Origin of the sequence: Nitrosomonas supralitoralis, assembly GCF_003011925.2 — a bacterium.
Lineage (GTDB): Bacteria > Pseudomonadota > Gammaproteobacteria > Burkholderiales > Nitrosomonadaceae > Nitrosomonas > Nitrosomonas supralitoralis.
Genome location: NZ_PXXU01000007.1, coordinates 20,359 through 39,069, shown reverse-complemented (window position 1 = coordinate 39,069; position 18,711 = coordinate 20,359). Strand labels below are relative to the sequence as shown.

Here is an 18,711-nt window from a genome sequence, read left to right as displayed (position 1 = left end):
CGTGGTGTTTAGCTTTTTCTTAAGATAGCCAATTATAGCGTGAAGTATTTAGATGAATTGCGTCTATTATGGACTCTTGTTGGTAGACCATATATGTTTTGAGTCTATATGGAATTCTTTGTTTTAGTATAATAAGCTGCAATTGAGTAGAAATCGGAATTTCACTCCATTGCAGCCTCAATGCACTGAACCATTATCTTGATAATTGACTACTCCAGTCGAAAGCCGATTTTAAGTTTGACTTGATAGTGTGCAACTTTGCCATCAATAATATGCCCGCGCGTTTCCACTACTTCAAACCAATCCAGGTTACGCACACTTGTTCCAGCTTTTGCAACCGCTAATTGAATGGCATCATCACTGCTTTTGGTTGATGAACCAACAATTTCGATGATTTTATAAATATGATCGTTCATTTTGGACTCCCTATGCTATTGTTGAGAGTTAAGTTATATCATATTCTTGGCTGACAACTGAATTAGTCTTTGTGATAAGGATTAATCAAAAGAATTTGCATATCCTTATGTTTCAAACTTGTATCATGGTCAAAGCGAGCTAAAATCCCACTGGTCCAACTTACGGAGAATATTAATCATGAAGTTTAGATTATTACTAATTCTGTTTATTATCGTTTTACTTGTGGCATGTGCAACCACACCCACGGGGCGAAGCCAGCTGGCTTTTATGCCTGACAGTGAGCTAGATGCTATGGGGCTGCAGGCATTTACAACTATGAAGAATGAAAAAGAGATAAGTCAGAATACGCGAGAAAATCAGTTTGTGCGCTGTGTTGCAAATGCCATCACGCGAGAGACTGGAGGTGATTGGGAGGTGGTGGTGTTTGAGGATAATACTTTGAACGCCTTTGCCTTGCCAGGAAACAAAATTGGCGTGCATACTGGATTAGTTGATTTAGTGGACAATCAAGATCAGTTAGCTTCCGTGATTGGCCATGAGATCGGCCATGTAATGGCGAAACACAGCAATGAACGGATGTCGCAGAAACTGGGAGCGCAAATGGGGATGTCCATCATCGCTGCGGTTGCTGCGCCGACTACTCCCATGGGGCAAACTGCATTAGGCTTGCTTGGAGTCGGGACACAATATGGATTGATTATGCCATTTAGCCGCCTGCATGAAAGTGAAGCCGATGCAATTGGTATTGAATTGATGGCAAAGGCCGGATTCAACCCTGCGGAAAGCATTACACTGTGGCAAAAAATGGCACAGGCAAGCCAAGGTGCACAACCGGTTGAATTTTTGTCGACTCACCCATCTCATGAAACGCGTATTGAAGATTTGAGAGCGCTTTTACCTAAGGCGAACAAGATAATGGGACAAGCGCGATCAACCGGCAAGAATCCAGCTTGTAAGAAATAAACCGTTATTGCCGAGGTTCTGGTTCGTCTGCAGAAAAATCAAGCTCAACTTTTGCGCCATCGGGATCATGGCAGAATAATTGCCAAATTTCCAATTCCTTCATGCGATGCAATTCATAGTCAATATTATGCTGCTTTAGAGTATCAACAACAGCTTGCAGGTCGGATGCAGTGAAAGCCATGTGATCAATCACGCCCGCCGCCTGGACTGGCATGGGCCTCCCTGCCATGATATGCAGGATAGATTGATCCCCGGCGGCATAAAGCCACGCACCCGGCATTGCAAGCGGTGGACGATAACCTTCTTTAAGCCCCAGAATATTAATATAAAATTCCTTGCTTCTCTCCAGATCGCTGCTTAACACGGTGAAATGATTCATATCTGCGATCGCCATATTGCTGTTCTCCTTCATAAATGTGGTTTAGATATAGTACGAAATTAAATAAGTAGGCGCTACCGATTCAACGGAGGTGGCGAGAAATAGATCCATTGGATCGATTAGTTAATCAGCGATTTTCTTCGGGTCAATATACATTATCTTTATAGAAAACAGGTGCTTTTGTTTTCTTTTTCCACGCTTTGTCGGTTGCTGCTTGTAATAAAATTTGCAAGCCCGTTTAAGAAAATCTTCTTTCTTCCGTAATTCATATCCTTGAAGCTAGTAATGTGATGGTGATTTTTTGTATAGAGATAACTGGAGAGGGCTTTATGTTGCAAGAGCGAATTGCAAGTTTAACTGCTGAGCAGGCTGGTCAAGTAGTTAATCATTTAACCAACGAGTTTCTGACTTTCCGTCTAGGAAACGAAGAATATGGGATTGAGATTCTCAAAGTACAAGAGATTCGAGGCTATGACGCGATTACTCAAATTGCTAATGCGCCTGATTTCATCAAAGGTGTTGTCAATCTGCGCGGGATTATCGTGCCGATTATTGATATGCGGATTAAATTCCAGCTAAGTGATGTGAAGTATGATCAATTTACCGTAGTGATTATTTTAAATGTAGCCGGTCGTGTAATAGGAGTCGTTGTGGACGGTGTGTCGGATGTAATCACTTTGGAAGCCGGACAGATGCGACCTACTCCGGAATTGGGTTCAGTAATCAATACAGAGTACATCATGGGGCTTGGTGCTGTCGATGAACGCATGTTGATATTGATAGATATCGAGAAACTGATGGATAGTAGTGATATGGGAATATTGGATCGAAGTATCAATTTGTAAATGTGGCAGTTTGTTAAATAAGACCTAATTAAAGGAAAAGTTTATGCTTAATAACATGACGATTAAATCACGACTGGTATTTGTCATTGGTATGCTATCTGTTTTGTTGGTTGGTATCGGTAGTATGGGGATATATGGCTTAAATCAAACCAATGATTCTTTTAGAGGCGTTTATGAAGATCGTGCGGTTCCATTGGGGGACCTTGGTTTGGTTTTGGATCGTATGCAACGTGCAAGGCTTAATGCGGCAATGTCCGCTTACGGGAGAAGTGCTGAAATTGTAAAAGAACGGCAAGTTATGACGATTCAGCGAGATGCAGAGGTTGCCGATCTTTGGAAAAAGTATATGGCCACTACTCTAACACCTGATGAAGCGGCACTTGCTGAAAGCTTTAATCAGCAGTGGAGGATATATACAGAATCGCGTAATCACACATTGAATTTAGCTGCTGCAGGAGATTATGATGCCGCGATTGAAAATTTGACACATGATGCCGGTGCTAAATTCGATGCAGTCCATGGAACCATGCTGAATCTGTTGGAGCTGCAACGTAATGTGGCGGCTAAGGAATATGCTGAAGCTCAAAGTAACTATAACAGCATTTTTGTGGTTTCTTCTACAGTGATTACGTTGGGAGTATTATTGGCTGTCATAATGGGTTTCTTGCTGATACGAGCGATTGTGGGTCCGTTAAATGAAGCAGTTGCGGTTGCGAATGCGGTGGCATCGGGTGATTTGACCAGTCGAATCGAAGCCAAATCGACCAATGAAACAGGTCGTTTGCTTCAAGCTCTTAAGACCATGAACGAAAATTTGGTTGATCTGGTGAGTAAAGTGCGTACAGGTACAGATCAAATTGTTACAGCTTCCGGTGAAATTGCTTCAGGTAATTCTGACTTGAGTCAACGCACTGAAGAGCAGGCGTCCAGCTTGGAAGAAACAGCATCTTCCATGGAGGAATTGACTTCTACTGTGAAACAAAATGCCGATAATGCGCGCCAAGCCAACCAATTGGCGGCCGGCGCTTCCGAGGTTGCTGTGAAAGGCGGCGCAGTCGTTGGTCAGGTAGTACAAACCATGAGCGCCATTAATGAAAGTTCCAAGAAGATTGTTGACATTATCAGTGTCATAGACGGCATTGCATTTCAGACTAATATTCTGGCGCTGAACGCTGCGGTCGAGGCAGCGCGAGCAGGTGAACAGGGTCGTGGTTTTGCCGTAGTTGCGACAGAAGTACGTACCTTGGCGCAGCGTTCTGCAGCGGCGGCAAAGGAAATTAAGGAATTGATCAGCGATTCGGTAGCTAAGGTAGAAGATGGTACACGATTGGTTGATGAAGCTGGTGCCACAATGGATGAGATTGTAACTTCGGTTAAGAGAGTAACAGATATCATGAGCGAAATTTCCGCAGCTTCACATGAACAAAGCTCAGGCATTGAGCAAGTAAATCAGGCTGTGACGCAGATGGATGAGGTTACCCAGCAAAATGCTGCTCTGGTCGAAGAAGCGGCTGCGGCGGCTGAATCCATGAATGATCAAGCACAAGCTTTAACCCAGGCAGTTAGTGTCTTTAAGTTATCTGGTGGTATTGGTTCTTCACAGGGAATGCCAATTAAGAGAAGTAACCGCCCATCTGCCACAGTTGCCAAACTGCCAAATCGCATGCCTGCGATGAAAAAAGCAGCAGCGAAGCCCAACGAGAGCTCCATTTCAGGGCAGCCACGCAAAGTGGCGTCTGGTGGTGGAGATGATTGGGAGGAGTTTTAACGCGAAGGTAATCAGTCCGATCAAATAGTTGCTCATGACTACCGAATGATCAGACTTAAGAAATTTTTGCAATAAGCACCACTCAGTACCTGAGTGGTGCTTTTTTATTCAGTCTGATCAACTGCATATTGTTCATATTGGCTTTCCGTTAGCTCCAATCTGTTACGTGGCAACACTTCAATGTGTTCTGGGTGTCTGATTGAATTCTCACTATATCTTTAACAGTATGTGACAAAAATTACAGTCATAAGTAAGATATAAAGTTATTTTCCCCCTTTGTTTTTAACTTCAAAAGTGTTCGGTAGGTATTAAACTTATAAACAGTTGTCGCAATATCGAAACCGGAATTTAAAAAATGTATCGATATCTTTACTGAGGAAGATGCTTTACATTTGACCGTTGATGGCGATGGATGATTTTATGACGAGGCCCTTTAATCCCTATTGCTTGCAATAGGGATTTTTTTTATCCTATTCAGTCATTCACCATAACAGGCGTTATCGCAAGCTGTCGACCGATCGTATTGGCTGCCAACTTTGCTACAGTAAGATCAGGATAAGGACCGGCGTGTATTTTGTACAACCCCTTATTCTTGGTAATACTCACCGTATCTCTGAGCGAAGGGAGTCTCTTATGTATGTGAGTGAGAAAGTTCCGCGCATTATCCGATGAACCAAACGCAGCTAATTGTAGATAAACCATGCTCATCTCTGCATTACTGTCGGCTACAGACAACGTGGGAGATGTTTTTGGAGCTGCCATCATACCTTGTCCATCATTGGGCATGAGAGTTTCAACTTCCACCTGACCGCTGCCACCGGCCAGTATTCCCAATTTATATGCCGCAGTATAAGAAAGATCAATGATGCGATCAGAAAGAAAAGGGCCTCGATCATTTAAACGCACGATCACCGTTTTGCCGTTTTCCAGATTAGTGACTCGGGCATAGCTGGGTAGCGGCAATGTGGGGTGAGCAGCCGTCATTGCATACATATCATAAACTTCTCCCGAGGCTGTATTGTTTCCATGATAGCGACGCCCATACCATGAAGCAATTCCGCGTTTTTTATAAGGTTCTAGTTCAGTCATTGGCTTAAAATATTTTCCTAATGCAACATAAGGTTGCATATTGGCTGTACGCAATGGCTCAGCTTTAGGCACGGCATCTGGGACAAGATGTAAGTTTGGTGGAGGATTATCTCCCGGACCATCGTCCAGATAGTACCCACCTCCGCGCCTAGTAATTCCATTTGCGCTGGTACCTGATAAATTGGTTGTTGTAGTTTTCTTCTTCTGCTCTTGAATGCTGCTACTATATTGTGGTGTACTGCCGCACGCAGCTAAGAGCACATAAATCAATGCAAATGCCAATCCAGAAATTGGTCTTGATAGTAAAGATAAATATTTGTCCGCTTCAAAGTATGAAAAATTAGTGTTTGTCATGTTTTTACTAGTTTAGGGTGTGTCTGAATACTCATCAAAATACCAAAACCAAGCAGCATTGTAACCATAGATGTACCGCCATAACTGATCAACGGAAGCGGTACACCTACAATGGGTAGGATGCCGCTCACCATTCCCATATTAACAAATATATAAGTGCAAAAGGTCAACGTAATTGATCCAGAGATCAAACGTGTAAACTGTGTTGAAGCATTTGTAGTAATCGCTATGCATCGTCCAATCACTAGCAGATATAGTAATAATAATACAGTATTCCCAATTAGCCCGAATTCTTCTGAAAAAACAGCAAAAATAAAATCGGTGCTTTGCTCTGGCAAAAAATCTAATTGAGTCTGTGTGCCATTCTGCCACCCTTTACCGGCAACTCCACCAGATCCTATTGCAATTGAAGATTGTATCGTATGATAACCAGCGCCCAGCGGATCTTGTGTTGGATCAAGCAATGTCATGATACGCTGTCGTTGATAATCGTGCATCACTGACCAAATTACCGGTAAACTTGCGGCCGCTGCCGTCATCAATCCAACAATGATACGCCAAGACAATCCAGCCAGAAACAGAACATAAAAACCGCTAGCGGCAATTAGCAATGCAGTACCTAAGTCCGGTTGTCGTAAAATCAGTAACACTGGCAACAATAACAATATCGTAGCCCCAAAATAATCTCTCAAACGTAAAGCAATTTCATGTTTATCGAAATACCAAGCCATCATCAGCGGTATCGCAATTTTCATCAATTCAGATGGCTGAATGCGAGTAACCCCAATGTTCAGCCAGCGCCTGGCGCCATTGTTTATTTCTCCAAATAACGCCACGCCGATAAGTAAAATCAATCCCAGCATATACATCGGTAATGCTAGGCGCATTATTTGTTGCAGCGGAATATTTGCAACTAACCACATAATTACCAGCGCTATCAGCATATTGATTGCTTGATTGCCGATTTTGGATATATTTCCACCCGTAGCGCTATATAGCACAATCAGCCCTATCGTCATTAATATTAGGATTACGGCCAGCAGAAAGCTATCCATATAGCGTGTAAGATAGTGCCAGATTTTTCTAATTGCAATCATGCATTACGTATGTCGGACGATAGCTAGTTTGTTGAATGTATAATGATTTTTCTCAGAGATGATCATGCGCGTGATCTTGAATGGGCTCAATCAAATGTGCAGGATCCGTTTCAGGTAATGTACCTAATAAGAAATAATCAAATACTTGCCTTGCAATAGGAGCTGCTGTTGAACCGCCGGTTCCAGTATTTTCGACCAGAATTGCCAAAGCAATCTTGGGATCGTCTGCTGGGGCATAGGCGATAAACATCGCATGATCGCGGTGACGTTCATTGATCAATTTTTCATTGTAACGCTCTCCCTGTTTAATGCCGACAACCTGCGATGTACCCGTTTTGCCAGCAAAAGTATAGGCTGCATTGGCACCCGCTTTCGCTGCCGTGCCACCAGGGCGGGTGACATCCACAAGTGCATTTTTGACAACCTCAAGATTTTTAGGCGTAAGATTCAAACTATAGTGCAGTTTAGCTGGGATATCCTCAACTTCACCGGTTTGACTATTTTGTATTTGTTTAACCAGGTGGGGTAAATATGCCTTGCCATTATTTGCGATGATCATCGTGGCGAAAGCGAGTTGAAGCGGCGTAGTCAAATTATATCCCTGTCCAATTGAAACCGAAATAGTATCTCCAGCGTACCATTTTTGTTTATGTTGCCTCATTTTCCAGGCAGAAGAAGGCAATAACCCGGATGCTTCTCCTTCGATGTCAATTCCCGTTTTACTTCCCAGCCCGAACTGACTGATAAAATTGTGTATATTGTCTATTCCCAGATCGTTAGCAAGACTGTAGTAATAAGTGTCGCAAGAAACAACTAAAGATTTGTGCAAATCGACTCTGCCATGTCCACCGGGTTTCCAGTCGCGATAGCGGCGGCTGACGCCGGGTAGTGAAAAGTATCCGGGATCACTCATACTATATTCGGCCGTGCGCTTTCCCAGTTCAAGTGCGGCTAGCGCCATAAAGGGTTTGAATGTAGAGCCTGGAGGATAAACTCCCCTTAGTGCTCGGTTATTGAGGGGACGGTCAATCGAATTGTTAAGAATACTCCAGTTTTCTTGATCAATGCCACCGATAAAGAGATTATTGTCGTAACCTGGTTTACTAACGAAAGCAAGCACTTCCCCATTATTTGGATCCAAAGCAACCAGTGCGCCACGGCGATCACCAAATGCGATTTCCGCGGCCTCCTGCAAACCAAGATCTAAAGTAAGAATTAAGTTATTGCCAGGAATGGGCGGTGTTCGAGACAAAACGCGAATAGAGCGACCTGCTGCATCTGTTTCAACTTCTTCAAATCCTGTGACGCCATGTAATTGTTTTTCATAGCTCTGCTCAACGCCAATTTTCCCAATGTGATGAGAACCGCGGTAATTGTGAAGCTCACCACTGCTTTCGAGTTGCTCGAGATCTTGATCATTGATACGGCTGATGTAGCCGATGACATGTGAAACAATCTCTTTTTCAGGGTATTGACGGTATACTTGGGCATTGATTTCAATGCCTGGGAAACGATACCGATTAGCTGCAAAGGTAGCAATCTCGACATCTGTCAAACGATTCTTAATAGGTAGGCGTTTAAATCGTTTGCTCTCTTTGAGCAATTTCCTGAATCTCTGGCGGTCCGTAGGGGTGATCTCAATAATTGCTGCCAGCTCATTCAATGTCGATTCAAGATCCTGAATTTTACTGGGCACTACCTCCAACGTATAAGCTGAATAATTTTGCGCCAATACCTTTCCATTTCGATCGGAAATTAGTCCTCGATTGGGAACCAGTGGCAAAATGGAAATACGATTCGCTTCTGCCAGTGTATGATAATGCTCTTGCTGAATAACCTGTAAATAATAGAAGCGCGCATAGAGAAATAGGAACAGAACAAAAACGAAGCCTGCGCTGATGGCAAGCCGCAAACGAAACTTGTACAGCTCGACAGGGTGGTTCCGCAGTTCTACACGTTGTTTCATAATGCGTTAGGATCTTGTTTTGGCTTTAATAGCAGCGTTATCAGAAAAGAAGTTGGTGCCCACAGTAAAGTACCTGTGACAGTAGCTAGAAAATATTTCCAGCCGGGCAGTGTTGATCCGCTCGATAAGGCTATCAGAACGATGACTATTTGCATTAGAAGTAAGAAAAAGCCAATTTGGGGTGCTTGCTCTAACAAACTGAATAGTCTCAAACGTCGACCGGAAATCAGCGTCAGATAAAAAATGACAGAATAAGCCAGAGCATGTTGTCCCATAATTCCTGCGCTGCCCACATCCATCATTAACCCCATGCCAAATGCCACACTCATCCCTAATTTGTATGGATGATTGACATTCCAATAGGCTATTGCAAGCGCTACAAAATCAGGGCGCGAAATTAAAAGTTGGCCTTGCAATGGCAGAAAGTTGAGGATAAGTGCGATCACTAGGCTTATAGCAATAAACCAACTACTGGCAGGTACATACATATCCTGCCCCAAGTAGTTCTCTTTAATTGAGTTACTTACTTTGATTCTTTCCTGATTCAATTGTTGAAGTCTCTAGAGAGTCGTCGGATTCAATCTGCGCCAAAGGCAAAATTAAAACCTGTCGATTGCGATTCACACCAGCGATCGGTATGCTGGTAACTAGCGCAAAATCACTCGCAGGGTCCTGCTTAATTTTGAGCACAATTGCAACTGGAATCCCTCGAGGATACACTCCTCCAATCCCGGAAGTAACTAATATATCACCTTGCTGAATATCCGTATTTATTGATATGTAACGCAATTCCAGCTCATTACTCTTGCCAGTTCCAGATACAATCGAACGTAAACCATTGCGAACAACTTGAATGGGAACAGCATGATCTTTATCAGTCAGCAGTGTCACTTCAGACGACCAAGGATATAGTTGAGTAATTTGCCCGATGATACCCTTGTCATCAATCACTGCTTGACCGAGCTGAATATCATGATAACTACCTTTGCTCAAGGTGACTTTATGATTGAACGGATCACGCGGAGTATACTGGATTTCTGCTAAAACTACTTTCGTTTTGGTAGTGGTTTCAACTTGCTGCGCCGCGCCTAACAATCTGCGTAAGTGAATATTTTCTGCCTCCAGCGCATCTAATTTCAAAAGCTGTTCACGGCGTTCCAGATAAAGATGTCTCAATTTGACATTCTCTTCGAGCAAGTTAAGGCTGGTAATGAATTTCTCAACTCGATCATATATATCCGATGGGATATAAGCAATTTTTTGTATAGGAAAGACAATCACACCAATTGTTTGACGCAACTGAGGAAAATATTTAAACCGCGTATCTTCTGCAATCAGCAAACAGGATAGTAACGCAATAATAAACAACCGCGTAAATGGTCCGGGGCCATTCCTGAAAAACTGTGGTGCTGTTTCCATTACGTCTCCTCTTCAAGAGAAAGACTTGGTTTTGTGTCAGAGAAAAAAGTAATTTGTAATTAATCAACAGTTAATCACGAGCAAAAATGCCAATAGATCGATCCATATTTTCCAGCGCGACGCCAGCTCCTCGCACGACACAGGTCAGCGGATCATCGGCAACAATGACCGATAAGCCGGTTTCTTCCATTAATAGTCGATCAATATCGCGTAGCAGAGCTCCGCCTCCTGTCATAACCATACCTTTATCAGCAATATCCGAGCCCAATTCTGGTGGTGTATGTTCCAAAGCAGATTTAACTGCACTGATAATACTATTGATCGGTTCAGCCAATGCCTCCAGGATTTCATTGCTGGAAATTGTAAAACTGCGCGGTATTCCTTCCGCAAGATTACGACCTTTTACCTCAATTTCCCGCACTTCGGAGCCTGGAAAAGCTGAACCAATTTCCTTCTTAATGATTTCTGCCGTAACTTCACCGATCAACATGCCATAATTGCGACGAATATAGTTGATAATCGCTTCATCAAATTTATCTCCTCCAACGCGTACAGAGTTGGAATAAACGATACCACCCAAAGAAATAACGCCAACTTCTGTAGTGCCACCACCAATGTCAACCACCATCGAACCGGTCGGTGATTCCACAGGAAGATCAGCTCCTAATGCAGCTGCCATCGGTTCTTCGATCAACTCAACCTTGCGCGCACCAGCGCCATAAGCTGCTTCACGAATTGCACGGCGCTCCACTTGCGTAGAGCCATAAGGTACACATATTACAATGCGCGGATTGGCGGAAAATAGGCGGGGCGGATTTACTTTGCGGATAAACATCTTTAGCATCTGCTCCGTCACGGTAAAATCGGCAATCACACCATCTTTCATAGGACGGATTGCGGTAATGTTACCAGGGGTACGGCCTAGCATTTGCTTGGCTGCTAGACCGACCTGCTGGATCATTTTCTTACCGTTGGCTCCACTTTCTGTGCGGATAGCCACTACTGAGGGCTCATCCAGCACAATACCTTGACCGTGGACATATATTAGCGTATTTGCTGTGCCCAAATCAATCGCCATGTCTGTTGAGAAATAGCTTCCGAGAATGCTGTTGTTCAAGAAATTAAACATTGTGGCAATATCCGATATTAGTAATTATGTGAGAGCGAATAATAAATAAAACCATCAAAAATAATACGCCAGTTAAACTGCGGCATGATACCCTAATACTTCTTTGAATATAAGGTTACCTATTTAAAATGACTTTATCGGTTAATGACGTTAAACGGATTGCTGATCTTGCCTATATTGAGATTAACGATGTCGAGGCGAAAGAAACTCTGGATCAGTTATCCGGTATTTTTGATCTAATAGAAACCATGCAAGCCGTCGATACTTCAACAGTAGAGCCCATGTCTCATGCGCAAAGTGTCTTGCAGCGCCTACGCGAGGATGAGGTCACTGAAGCTGACCAGCACGAATTATATCAATCGAGTGCACCCCAAGTCGAAGCCGATCTCTATCTGGTTCCTCAAGTCATTGAATAAAAAAATAATTGAATGAAATTCAAAGAATTTCATAAGCTCATAAAGCATAGCCATTATACGCAACAATTTATTTCTCTCTAATCAGTAAATCCATGTTTAATGCCAGTCTTAAACAACTCTCGATCCAGCTTGCCGAAAAAGAAATTTCCAGCACTGAACTAACCACTCAATTTTTGCAGCGTATCAAACAACACAATCCTGAATACAATGCGTTTATTACAGTCAACGAAGAAATAAGTCTTGCGCAAGCAAAGGCAGCAGACAAAATGATTGCCACTGGGCAGGCCGGTCCATTAACCGGGATTCCGATAGCGCAGAAAGATATTTTTTGCGCCAAAGGTTGGTTGACCACTTGCGGCTCAAAAATGCTGTCAAATTTTGTTTCTCCGTATGATGCCGGTGTCATTGAGCGTTTTAATCAGGCTGGTGCAATCAATATCGGTAAGACCAACATGGACGAATTCGCCATGGGATCAAGCAATGAAACATCCTATTATGGAATAGTAAAAAATCCTTGGGATATTGCAGCAGTGCCTGGAGGCAGTTCAGGTGGCGCAGCGTGTGCAGTTGCAGCCAGATTAGCGCCCGCAGCCACGGGCACTGATACCGGTGGCTCCATCCGCCAGCCAGCCGCATTATGCGGCATCTGCGGAATTAAACCGACATACGGACTGGTATCGCGCTACGGCATGATCGCTTTTGCTTCCAGTTTGGATCAGGGCGGTCCGATGGCGAAAACGGCCGAAGATCTGGCCCTCCTGCTAAATGTCATGATCGGATTCGATCCGCGTGATTCCACCAGTCTGCAACGCGATGCTGAGAATTACGCGCGAGATTTGCAGAAACCATTAGCCGGTCTGCGTATTGGTTTACCGAAAGAATATTTTGCCGAAGGCATGAGTCATGATGTCGCAAGCGCGATCGAGAAAGCCTTGGTTGAGTACCGCAAATTAGGCGCGCAAACTGTCGAAGTTTCATTACCCAATGCGCCACTGTCAATTCCGGTTTATTATGTGCTGGCACCCGCCGAGGCATCGAGCAATCTGTCCCGTTTTGATGGAGTACGCTACGGTTATCGAGCCCCATCATACAGCGATCTGGCGGATATGTACCGCAAAACGCGTGCACAAGGCTTTGGGGCGGAAGTGAAACGACGAATTCTGATCGGCACATATGTGTTGTCGCATGGTTATTACGATGCATATTACATCAAAGCGCAGAAACTGCGTCGTCTGATCGCGCAGGATTTTACTGAAGCCTATAAGCAATGCGACATTATCATGGGACCTACCACTCCCACCGTCGCATTTAATCTGGGAGAAAAGAGCGGCGATCCGATTCAAATGTATTTATCGGATATTTATACCAGCGCGGCAAATCTGACCGGAATGCCGGCGATGTCGATCCCTATTGGTTTTGGTGATAAAAACCGACCAATCGGTTTACACATTATCGGTAATTATTTTAAGGAGGCGCAAATGCTGAATATTGCACATCAATATCAACTGGTGACAGATTGGCATTTGAAGTCTCCAGTTTAAAGCTATCGTTATCACGTGAAATCAATTATTTATCCGGAAATTTATCATGCAGTGGGAAATTGTCATCGGTCTTGAAGTTCATGCTCAACTTTCAACGCAATCTAAGATCTTCTCAGGCGCCTCCACTGCCTATGGGGCGCCACCCAATACTCAGGCGTGTGTAATCGACCTGGCATTGCCCGGTGTTTTGCCAGTGCTCAACAAGGGCGCGGTTGAGCGAGCAATCAAGTTTGGTTTGTCGGTCGGCGCAAAAATCAATTCACCCTCCGTTTTCGCGCGTAAAAATTACTTTTATCCCGATTTGCCAAAAGGTTATCAAATCAGTCAATATGAATTGCCAGTGGTGCAGGGTGGCAGCATTCACATCCAAGCCGATGGCGTTGATAAAATCATCTACTTGACTCGCGCGCATCTGGAAGAAGATGCGGGCAAATCGCTGCACGAGGATTTTCATGGCATGAGCGGGATTGATCTGAACCGGGCCGGTACACCATTGCTGGAAATCGTATCCGAACCGGATATGCGCAGCAGCAAGGAAGCCGTAGCCTATGCCAAGATGCTGCATGGTCTGGTACGCTGGATCGGCATTTGCGATGGCAATATGCAGGAAGGTTCTTTTCGCTGCGATGCCAATGTCTCGGTACGTCCGCACGGCACGGAAAAACTTGGCACGCGTTGCGAAATCAAGAACTTGAATTCATTCCGTTTTCTAGAGAAGGCGATTGATTATGAGGCCAGAAGACAGATTGAAATCCTGGAAGATGGCGGTACTATCCGGCAAGAAACCCGTTTGTACGATGCCAGCAAAGATGAAACACGTACTATGCGTACCAAGGAGGATGCCAACGATTACCGCTATTTTCCCGACCCGGATTTATTGCCGCTCGAAATCTCCGCAAACTGGATTGAGCAGGTCAGATCTGCCTTGCCGGAATTGCCTCAGGCGCGCCGCGATCGTTATATTTCCGAATTCGGACTATCCGGCTATGATGCTTCCGTATTGACAAGCTCTCGTGAAACTGCTGATTACTTTGAAGCCACGGTCAGGCAATTGCCCGCGCAGGCAAAATTGTGTGCCAATTGGATCATGGGCGAGATTAGCGGACAATTAAACAAAGAAGGACAGGAGATCACCGACTGCCCAATCACACCTTCTCAACTTGCTATGCTGCTGGAACGCATCGCTGATGGCACCATTTCAGGTAAGGCAGCCAAAACAGTATTTGAAAGCATGTGGAGTGGTGAACTGGAAAAAAATGTCGATGCTATCATTGCCGCTAAAGGGTTAAAACAGATTTCTGACGAAAGCGCCATTGAGAAACTGGTTGATCAAGTATTGGCAGCCAATGAACAACAAGTCGCTGACTATCGTAACGGCAAAGAAAAAGCTTTTAATTCACTGGTTGGTTTGATCATGAAAGCAGCTCAGGGTAAGGCCAATCCAGCACAAGTGAATACAATTCTGAGAAATAAACTGGCAGGATAGAAATTAATACAGCGATATTATCTTTAAATCTGATCTGCTGATAAGGTTTAAAGCACGAAGCTAATTAACTCAACTACCAATGCTTTTTTGCTTTATTCCAGCGATAGAGCGCAGCTGCAAATAGATTGTAGCCCAAAGTGCACAGTTGTCTGACAACCGGAATTCCCAGCACCTTCGCTTTCCAGCGTTCATGCGCAGATGCTCGCCAGATGGCCAAGAAAGCATCGAAACCAACATGAAGATTTCCTGATTCATCAATAACATGCAATCGCTCGCGAACAAACTCAAGATCAGCGTTGATCTCTGAAATAAGCGCGCGATGTGTGTGAATATCGTTCCACTTGATTTCACAACGGCTTTCTTTGTCCATCTGAGCTTCAATTCCAGCTTTGCATACCGGACAGGCCGAGTTGTAATACACTTTTATTTTTGGTTGACTTGTCATAGTGATTTTTCATGATAAATAGCCAAGAAGATAACGTTCCCGCTCAGGTCAAAGAGTGATCAAGTTTTTCTATTTTCTCTTCTCGTATATCATTAAACCCAAGTCTTATATTTAGAATTCTTGTCTTGTATTTTCTACGCATTTTGTAGTCTGACTCACAGTAGCATAATTGACTTCAAAATGCTTGAGCTTGTGTTTGTGTCATGAGTGATAGGTGTCTCAATGCGTCTGAGTCTTTTTTATAGTAGCTGCCTATCATACGCGCGAAATAGCTTGAATTGTCTTTCATTCCGCGTATGTCGAGTCGTGTCTGGACTCCTCGTCCGTTTTATTAGGTCAAGGAGTCCGCGCGCGTGCTTTGTATGCTTAGTAGCCCGATGACGCGGAAACACCTGATTTATCAGAAGATCTGTTCAGTCTATGCCGTTCTCTGTGGTAATCGACAAACAGCGCCGTCATATTTCACCAAAATTAAGCGCTAACTGAAATAAATATGTCGATACTTTGCGCACTTGTATTTGCGATTTTCTTGCGTATTGCCAGAAAAATATAGACGTCGCAGGTTTGCAATGACGGGGAGAATTCTCAGGAAAGTACAGCTACCAGTTCGATGCTGGTAGCTGTACTGACGTTAGTCTCCGATTGGATTTTTCTGTGCGGCAGTCAAGCCGGCTTTCCAATCTTCTGGCAGGTTTTGCACCCAACCATTATATACATTGGGAACAGCGAGTATTCCCTGACCACCAAATCCAGCCAAGCTGCTGATAGCGTCATCTTTGGCAACACTTGCATCCGCTACCATAGAGATGTCGCCTGCTATTGTCGCATCCGATAAATCACCGTCACCATTCGGGTCTACATCAACCACGATAATGCGGTTAGAAAACTTGCTTGTAACATAGGCATAGTAGCCGCCACCCTGTTTGGCACCAAAATTTGCTCCATGACAACCTGGATCACAAGGCAGCATCTTGACGATGGTATCCGTCTTTGTATCGATGATAACAATTTGCCCACCAGTGGCTGCCACTACGGCTGCTTTACCATCCGGCGAAACAGGGATCTGAATAGGAAGCACACCTACAGCAATGTTTCCATTGCCATCATTATCGGCAAAAGTTCCAGCTATCGGATTATAGTCAGCGATCAGATCGATCGTTTTCAATAAAGCTCCCGTATCTCCATTCACCACACTTACAGTGTGATGCAATAAATTGGATGCGTAAGCTTTGCTGGCATCCGGCATCAAACCGATAGCAATAGGATGAGCGCCTGGAGCTTTATTTCCTATGGCCGTTCGGTGTTCTATGGTGCCGTTAGCAGTGTAAATTCCTACATCGTCGGTATTGATATTGGGCGTTACGATTCTCCCGTCTGAACTAATCCAATGTCCATGCGGATTGGCAGATGTATGTCCAAGAGCTTGTGTTGGCATCATTTTACTGATTGTCGTTGTTCCTGCCGGAATAACCATAATGCCGTTTTCGCCGTTGATTGCTATCGTAATGTCATCATTACTGGGTTGCGTCATTACGTGTGATGGCGAATTTCCGACCTGAATATTTTTGATTAATTTTCCATTTTCACGTTTAATCAGAGTCAATTTGTTATCAAACCATTGCGTCTGGAAGATAATTGACTGATCTCGGTTACTCCACATATTATGCGGATTATTCATGTTAATTTCAGGTAATGCAATTTTACGTTTGATCTGCCAGGTTTCAGCATCCAATACTGTAATGGTTCCTGGTTTTGTTTTACCTGAAGTTTTTTCAAATTGAGTATTGACCCATACTTCTCCGACACCTGGAGTCAAAGGTGGAATCGGCGCTGCAAGCGGCGCGTCTACCACATTAAGAATACTCAGTGAAGCAGCGAATCCGCCGTCCCGAATACCACCAGAGGGTTCGCCTGAAATTCTGACAGGAATTGTTGGAAATCTTACATTCCATAATCCGGAAGAATAATCTTGCCAATTAACAGGAGAGGTGGCGACAAAAAAAATTCTTAGTAACCGAATCGCCAGATCACTGTTGGTGGGAAGACCTTGAATACCTGTTACAAGATCAATTTTAAACTCTTGTGCCGGGTTACCTAAATCAAGTCCATTAGTATCAGGATCATCGACTATGACTGCCCCGAACATATAGGGATGTACTTTGCAGGTGAATACGTACAATCCCGGTGTATCCAGTTTGACGATACCACCGCCCTTATAGGCACTGGTTTGAGTAAATGGCATATGGTGTGCACCTGTAGGCCATAGCAGTGTACTCATCGTATGTACTCCATTCGTATCCGACATGATAAAGTTGACGCTACTACCGGGAGCAATTACTTCCAATGATTTAGTTTTGATGTCAAGCGGTAGACCAATAATAGCATCCCCCCGAGCGCTTCTAAACCAACTGGCCGGCTCATCGGTTATTTCAAATGTTACCAAGCCTGGCTCATCTTTCGTGCCGAGTAAAATTCGGCCGTAAGGTGATGCGCCTACTACACTGGCCCCATCGCCTCCGATTGGATCAACCTTGAAACTACCATGCATACCTGCTTCCATATGAGACATCAAATGGCAATGATATTGCCAGCTTCCAGTACCGACGCCCGTGCCTGCCTTGACGGTAAAGGAATGAGTATCTGTTTTTTCTTTTAGCAATTTGACATCAATCACTTCGCTGGTATCTTTTTTTAGCCAGCGATGTGCATGTAGATGAAAGGTGTGCCCGGGCCCTATTGATAAGATGTGAAAACGTACAATGTTATTCTCAATCGCGCCAGGATCAGGATTCGCCCAGAGTGGTTTCTGCTGTATACCATCCCCGGAGATTTCGGTTCCCCAGAAAGTTGAACCTACCATGAATAGAACAAATTGTTTATCGACATCATCCGAGTTGACAGGAATGATACTGCCGTCTGCATTGACATAACTGTCGATCGGTCCATGTGCTTTATCAACAATGATTGCGCCAAATAAACCCAGTAGTTCCTTACCATTGCTATTGCCGTGATAAACGAAGCTACCTTCGTTACTGGCTTTTAGTTTGTAACTCCTGGTCTTTCCGGGATTAATTTTTCCTGAATCTGATTGCTTAAGGTCAGGCACCTTAAACCCGATTTTGATACCGGTGTTATTTGTTAGTGAAACATTGACCGTATCACCTTTCTTTACGAAAATGGTGGGTCCAGGTATTACTGCTTCATTCCCTGCCATAGCGTATGCGACCTGTCCGTTAGGTAAGGTTTCAGCTGTAAGTGAAATGTTATGAACAGCGGCCAGAGCGAGCGGTGAGATTAAGAGAGTAACTACAACAAACACGATCGTAACTATTAGTTTTCTCGGGCTAAATATATTGCTAGCTTGCATTTTCTATCCTTATTATTTAGGTGCCAAACA

At 44.0% G+C, this 18,711-nt stretch carries 16 protein-coding genes; 6 read left to right on the top strand and 10 right to left on the bottom strand.

What is annotated here, in order from left to right; all coding sequences use genetic code 11:
• Positions 1 to 209: 209 nt before the first annotated feature.
• The gene (locus C7H79_RS03585) at positions 210 to 416 is read right to left on the bottom strand and encodes a dodecin (protein WP_106705932.1); all 207 of its coding nucleotides are present in this window, start codon (positions 414 to 416) and stop codon (positions 210 to 212) included.
• A gap of 178 nt (positions 417 to 594) precedes the next feature.
• On the opposite strand from C7H79_RS03585, the gene C7H79_RS03580 reads away from it, so the two are divergent.
• Positions 595 to 1,380, top strand: coding sequence for a M48 family metallopeptidase (locus tag C7H79_RS03580; protein WP_106705931.1), 786 nt, complete (start codon positions 595 to 597; stop codon positions 1,378 to 1,380).
• Between the two features lie 4 nt (positions 1,381 to 1,384).
• Here C7H79_RS03580 and C7H79_RS03575 read toward each other — a convergent pair whose 3' ends face one another.
• Positions 1,385 to 1,774: a VOC family protein gene (locus tag C7H79_RS03575; protein ID WP_106705930.1), complete on the bottom strand. Its 390-nt coding sequence runs from the start codon at positions 1,772 to 1,774 to the stop codon at positions 1,385 to 1,387.
• 314 nt (positions 1,775 to 2,088) lie between these two features.
• On the opposite strand from C7H79_RS03575, the gene C7H79_RS03570 reads away from it, so the two are divergent.
• Together C7H79_RS03570 and C7H79_RS03565 are read left to right on the top strand one after the other, a co-directional pair.
• The gene (locus C7H79_RS03570; RefSeq protein WP_106705929.1) at positions 2,089 to 2,604 is read left to right on the top strand and encodes a chemotaxis protein CheW; all 516 of its coding nucleotides are present in this window, start codon (positions 2,089 to 2,091) and stop codon (positions 2,602 to 2,604) included.
• A gap of 43 nt (positions 2,605 to 2,647) precedes the next feature.
• Entirely contained in the window at positions 2,648 to 4,372 is a 1,725-nt protein-coding gene (locus C7H79_RS03565; RefSeq protein WP_106705928.1) for a methyl-accepting chemotaxis protein, read from the top strand.
• 474 nt (positions 4,373 to 4,846) lie between these two features.
• On the opposite strand, the gene C7H79_RS03560 is transcribed toward C7H79_RS03565, so the two are convergent.
• The 6 genes from C7H79_RS03560 to C7H79_RS03535 form a co-directional block, all read right to left on the bottom strand.
• A complete protein-coding gene (locus tag C7H79_RS03560; RefSeq protein WP_106705927.1) occupies positions 4,847 to 5,815 on the bottom strand; it encodes a septal ring lytic transglycosylase RlpA family protein in 969 nt (322 codons plus the stop codon).
• Positions 5,812 to 6,912 (bottom strand): rod shape-determining protein RodA, encoded by a 1,101-nt coding sequence (rodA, locus tag C7H79_RS03555; protein ID WP_106705926.1) that lies wholly within the window; start codon positions 6,910 to 6,912, stop codon positions 5,812 to 5,814. Before rodA ends, C7H79_RS03560 begins: the two co-directional genes overlap by 4 nt.
• Positions 6,913 to 6,964: 52 nt before the next feature.
• Positions 6,965 to 8,878 (bottom strand): penicillin-binding protein 2, encoded by a 1,914-nt coding sequence (gene mrdA / locus C7H79_RS03550; protein WP_106705925.1) that lies wholly within the window; start codon positions 8,876 to 8,878, stop codon positions 6,965 to 6,967.
• Positions 8,875 to 9,366 carry a rod shape-determining protein MreD gene (gene mreD / locus C7H79_RS03545; protein ID WP_242447121.1) on the bottom strand — a complete coding sequence of 164 codons (492 nt, stop codon included), beginning with the start codon at positions 9,364 to 9,366 and terminating at the stop codon, positions 8,875 to 8,877. The genes mrdA and mreD overlap by 4 nt, the downstream gene beginning before the upstream one ends.
• 31 nt (positions 9,367 to 9,397) lie before the next feature.
• A complete protein-coding gene (gene mreC, locus C7H79_RS03540) occupies positions 9,398 to 10,297 on the bottom strand; it encodes a rod shape-determining protein MreC (RefSeq protein WP_106705923.1) in 900 nt (299 codons plus the stop codon).
• 70 nt (positions 10,298 to 10,367) lie between these two features.
• Complete coding sequence (locus C7H79_RS03535) at positions 10,368 to 11,426, bottom strand: rod shape-determining protein (protein WP_106705922.1); 1,059 nt, start codon at positions 11,424 to 11,426, stop codon at positions 10,368 to 10,370.
• Positions 11,427 to 11,554: 128 nt separating this feature from the next.
• Between C7H79_RS03535 and gatC the strand changes: the two genes are divergently transcribed.
• The 3 genes from gatC to gatB all read left to right on the top strand — a co-directional run bounded on the left by gatC (position 11,555) and on the right by gatB (position 14,869).
• The gene (gene gatC / locus C7H79_RS03530) at positions 11,555 to 11,842 is read left to right on the top strand and encodes an Asp-tRNA(Asn)/Glu-tRNA(Gln) amidotransferase subunit GatC (RefSeq protein WP_106705921.1); all 288 of its coding nucleotides are present in this window, start codon (positions 11,555 to 11,557) and stop codon (positions 11,840 to 11,842) included.
• 92 nt (positions 11,843 to 11,934) lie between these two features.
• Positions 11,935 to 13,383 (top strand): Asp-tRNA(Asn)/Glu-tRNA(Gln) amidotransferase subunit GatA, encoded by a 1,449-nt coding sequence (gene gatA, locus C7H79_RS03525; protein ID WP_106705920.1) that lies wholly within the window; start codon positions 11,935 to 11,937, stop codon positions 13,381 to 13,383.
• Positions 13,384 to 13,414: 31 nt separating this feature from the next.
• A complete protein-coding gene (gene gatB / locus C7H79_RS03520; protein WP_309477318.1) occupies positions 13,415 to 14,869 on the top strand; it encodes an Asp-tRNA(Asn)/Glu-tRNA(Gln) amidotransferase subunit GatB in 1,455 nt (484 codons plus the stop codon).
• 73 nt (positions 14,870 to 14,942) lie between these two features.
• Here gatB and C7H79_RS03515 read toward each other — a convergent pair whose 3' ends face one another.
• Together C7H79_RS03515 and C7H79_RS03510 are read right to left on the bottom strand one after the other, a co-directional pair.
• Positions 14,943 to 15,314, bottom strand: coding sequence for a thiol-disulfide oxidoreductase DCC family protein (locus tag C7H79_RS03515; RefSeq protein WP_106705918.1), 372 nt, complete (start codon positions 15,312 to 15,314; stop codon positions 14,943 to 14,945).
• A 631-nt stretch (positions 15,315 to 15,945) separates the two neighbouring features.
• A complete protein-coding gene (locus tag C7H79_RS03510; protein ID WP_106705917.1) occupies positions 15,946 to 18,681 on the bottom strand; it encodes a multicopper oxidase domain-containing protein in 2,736 nt (911 codons plus the stop codon).
• Between the last annotated feature and the right edge of the window lie 30 nt (positions 18,682 to 18,711).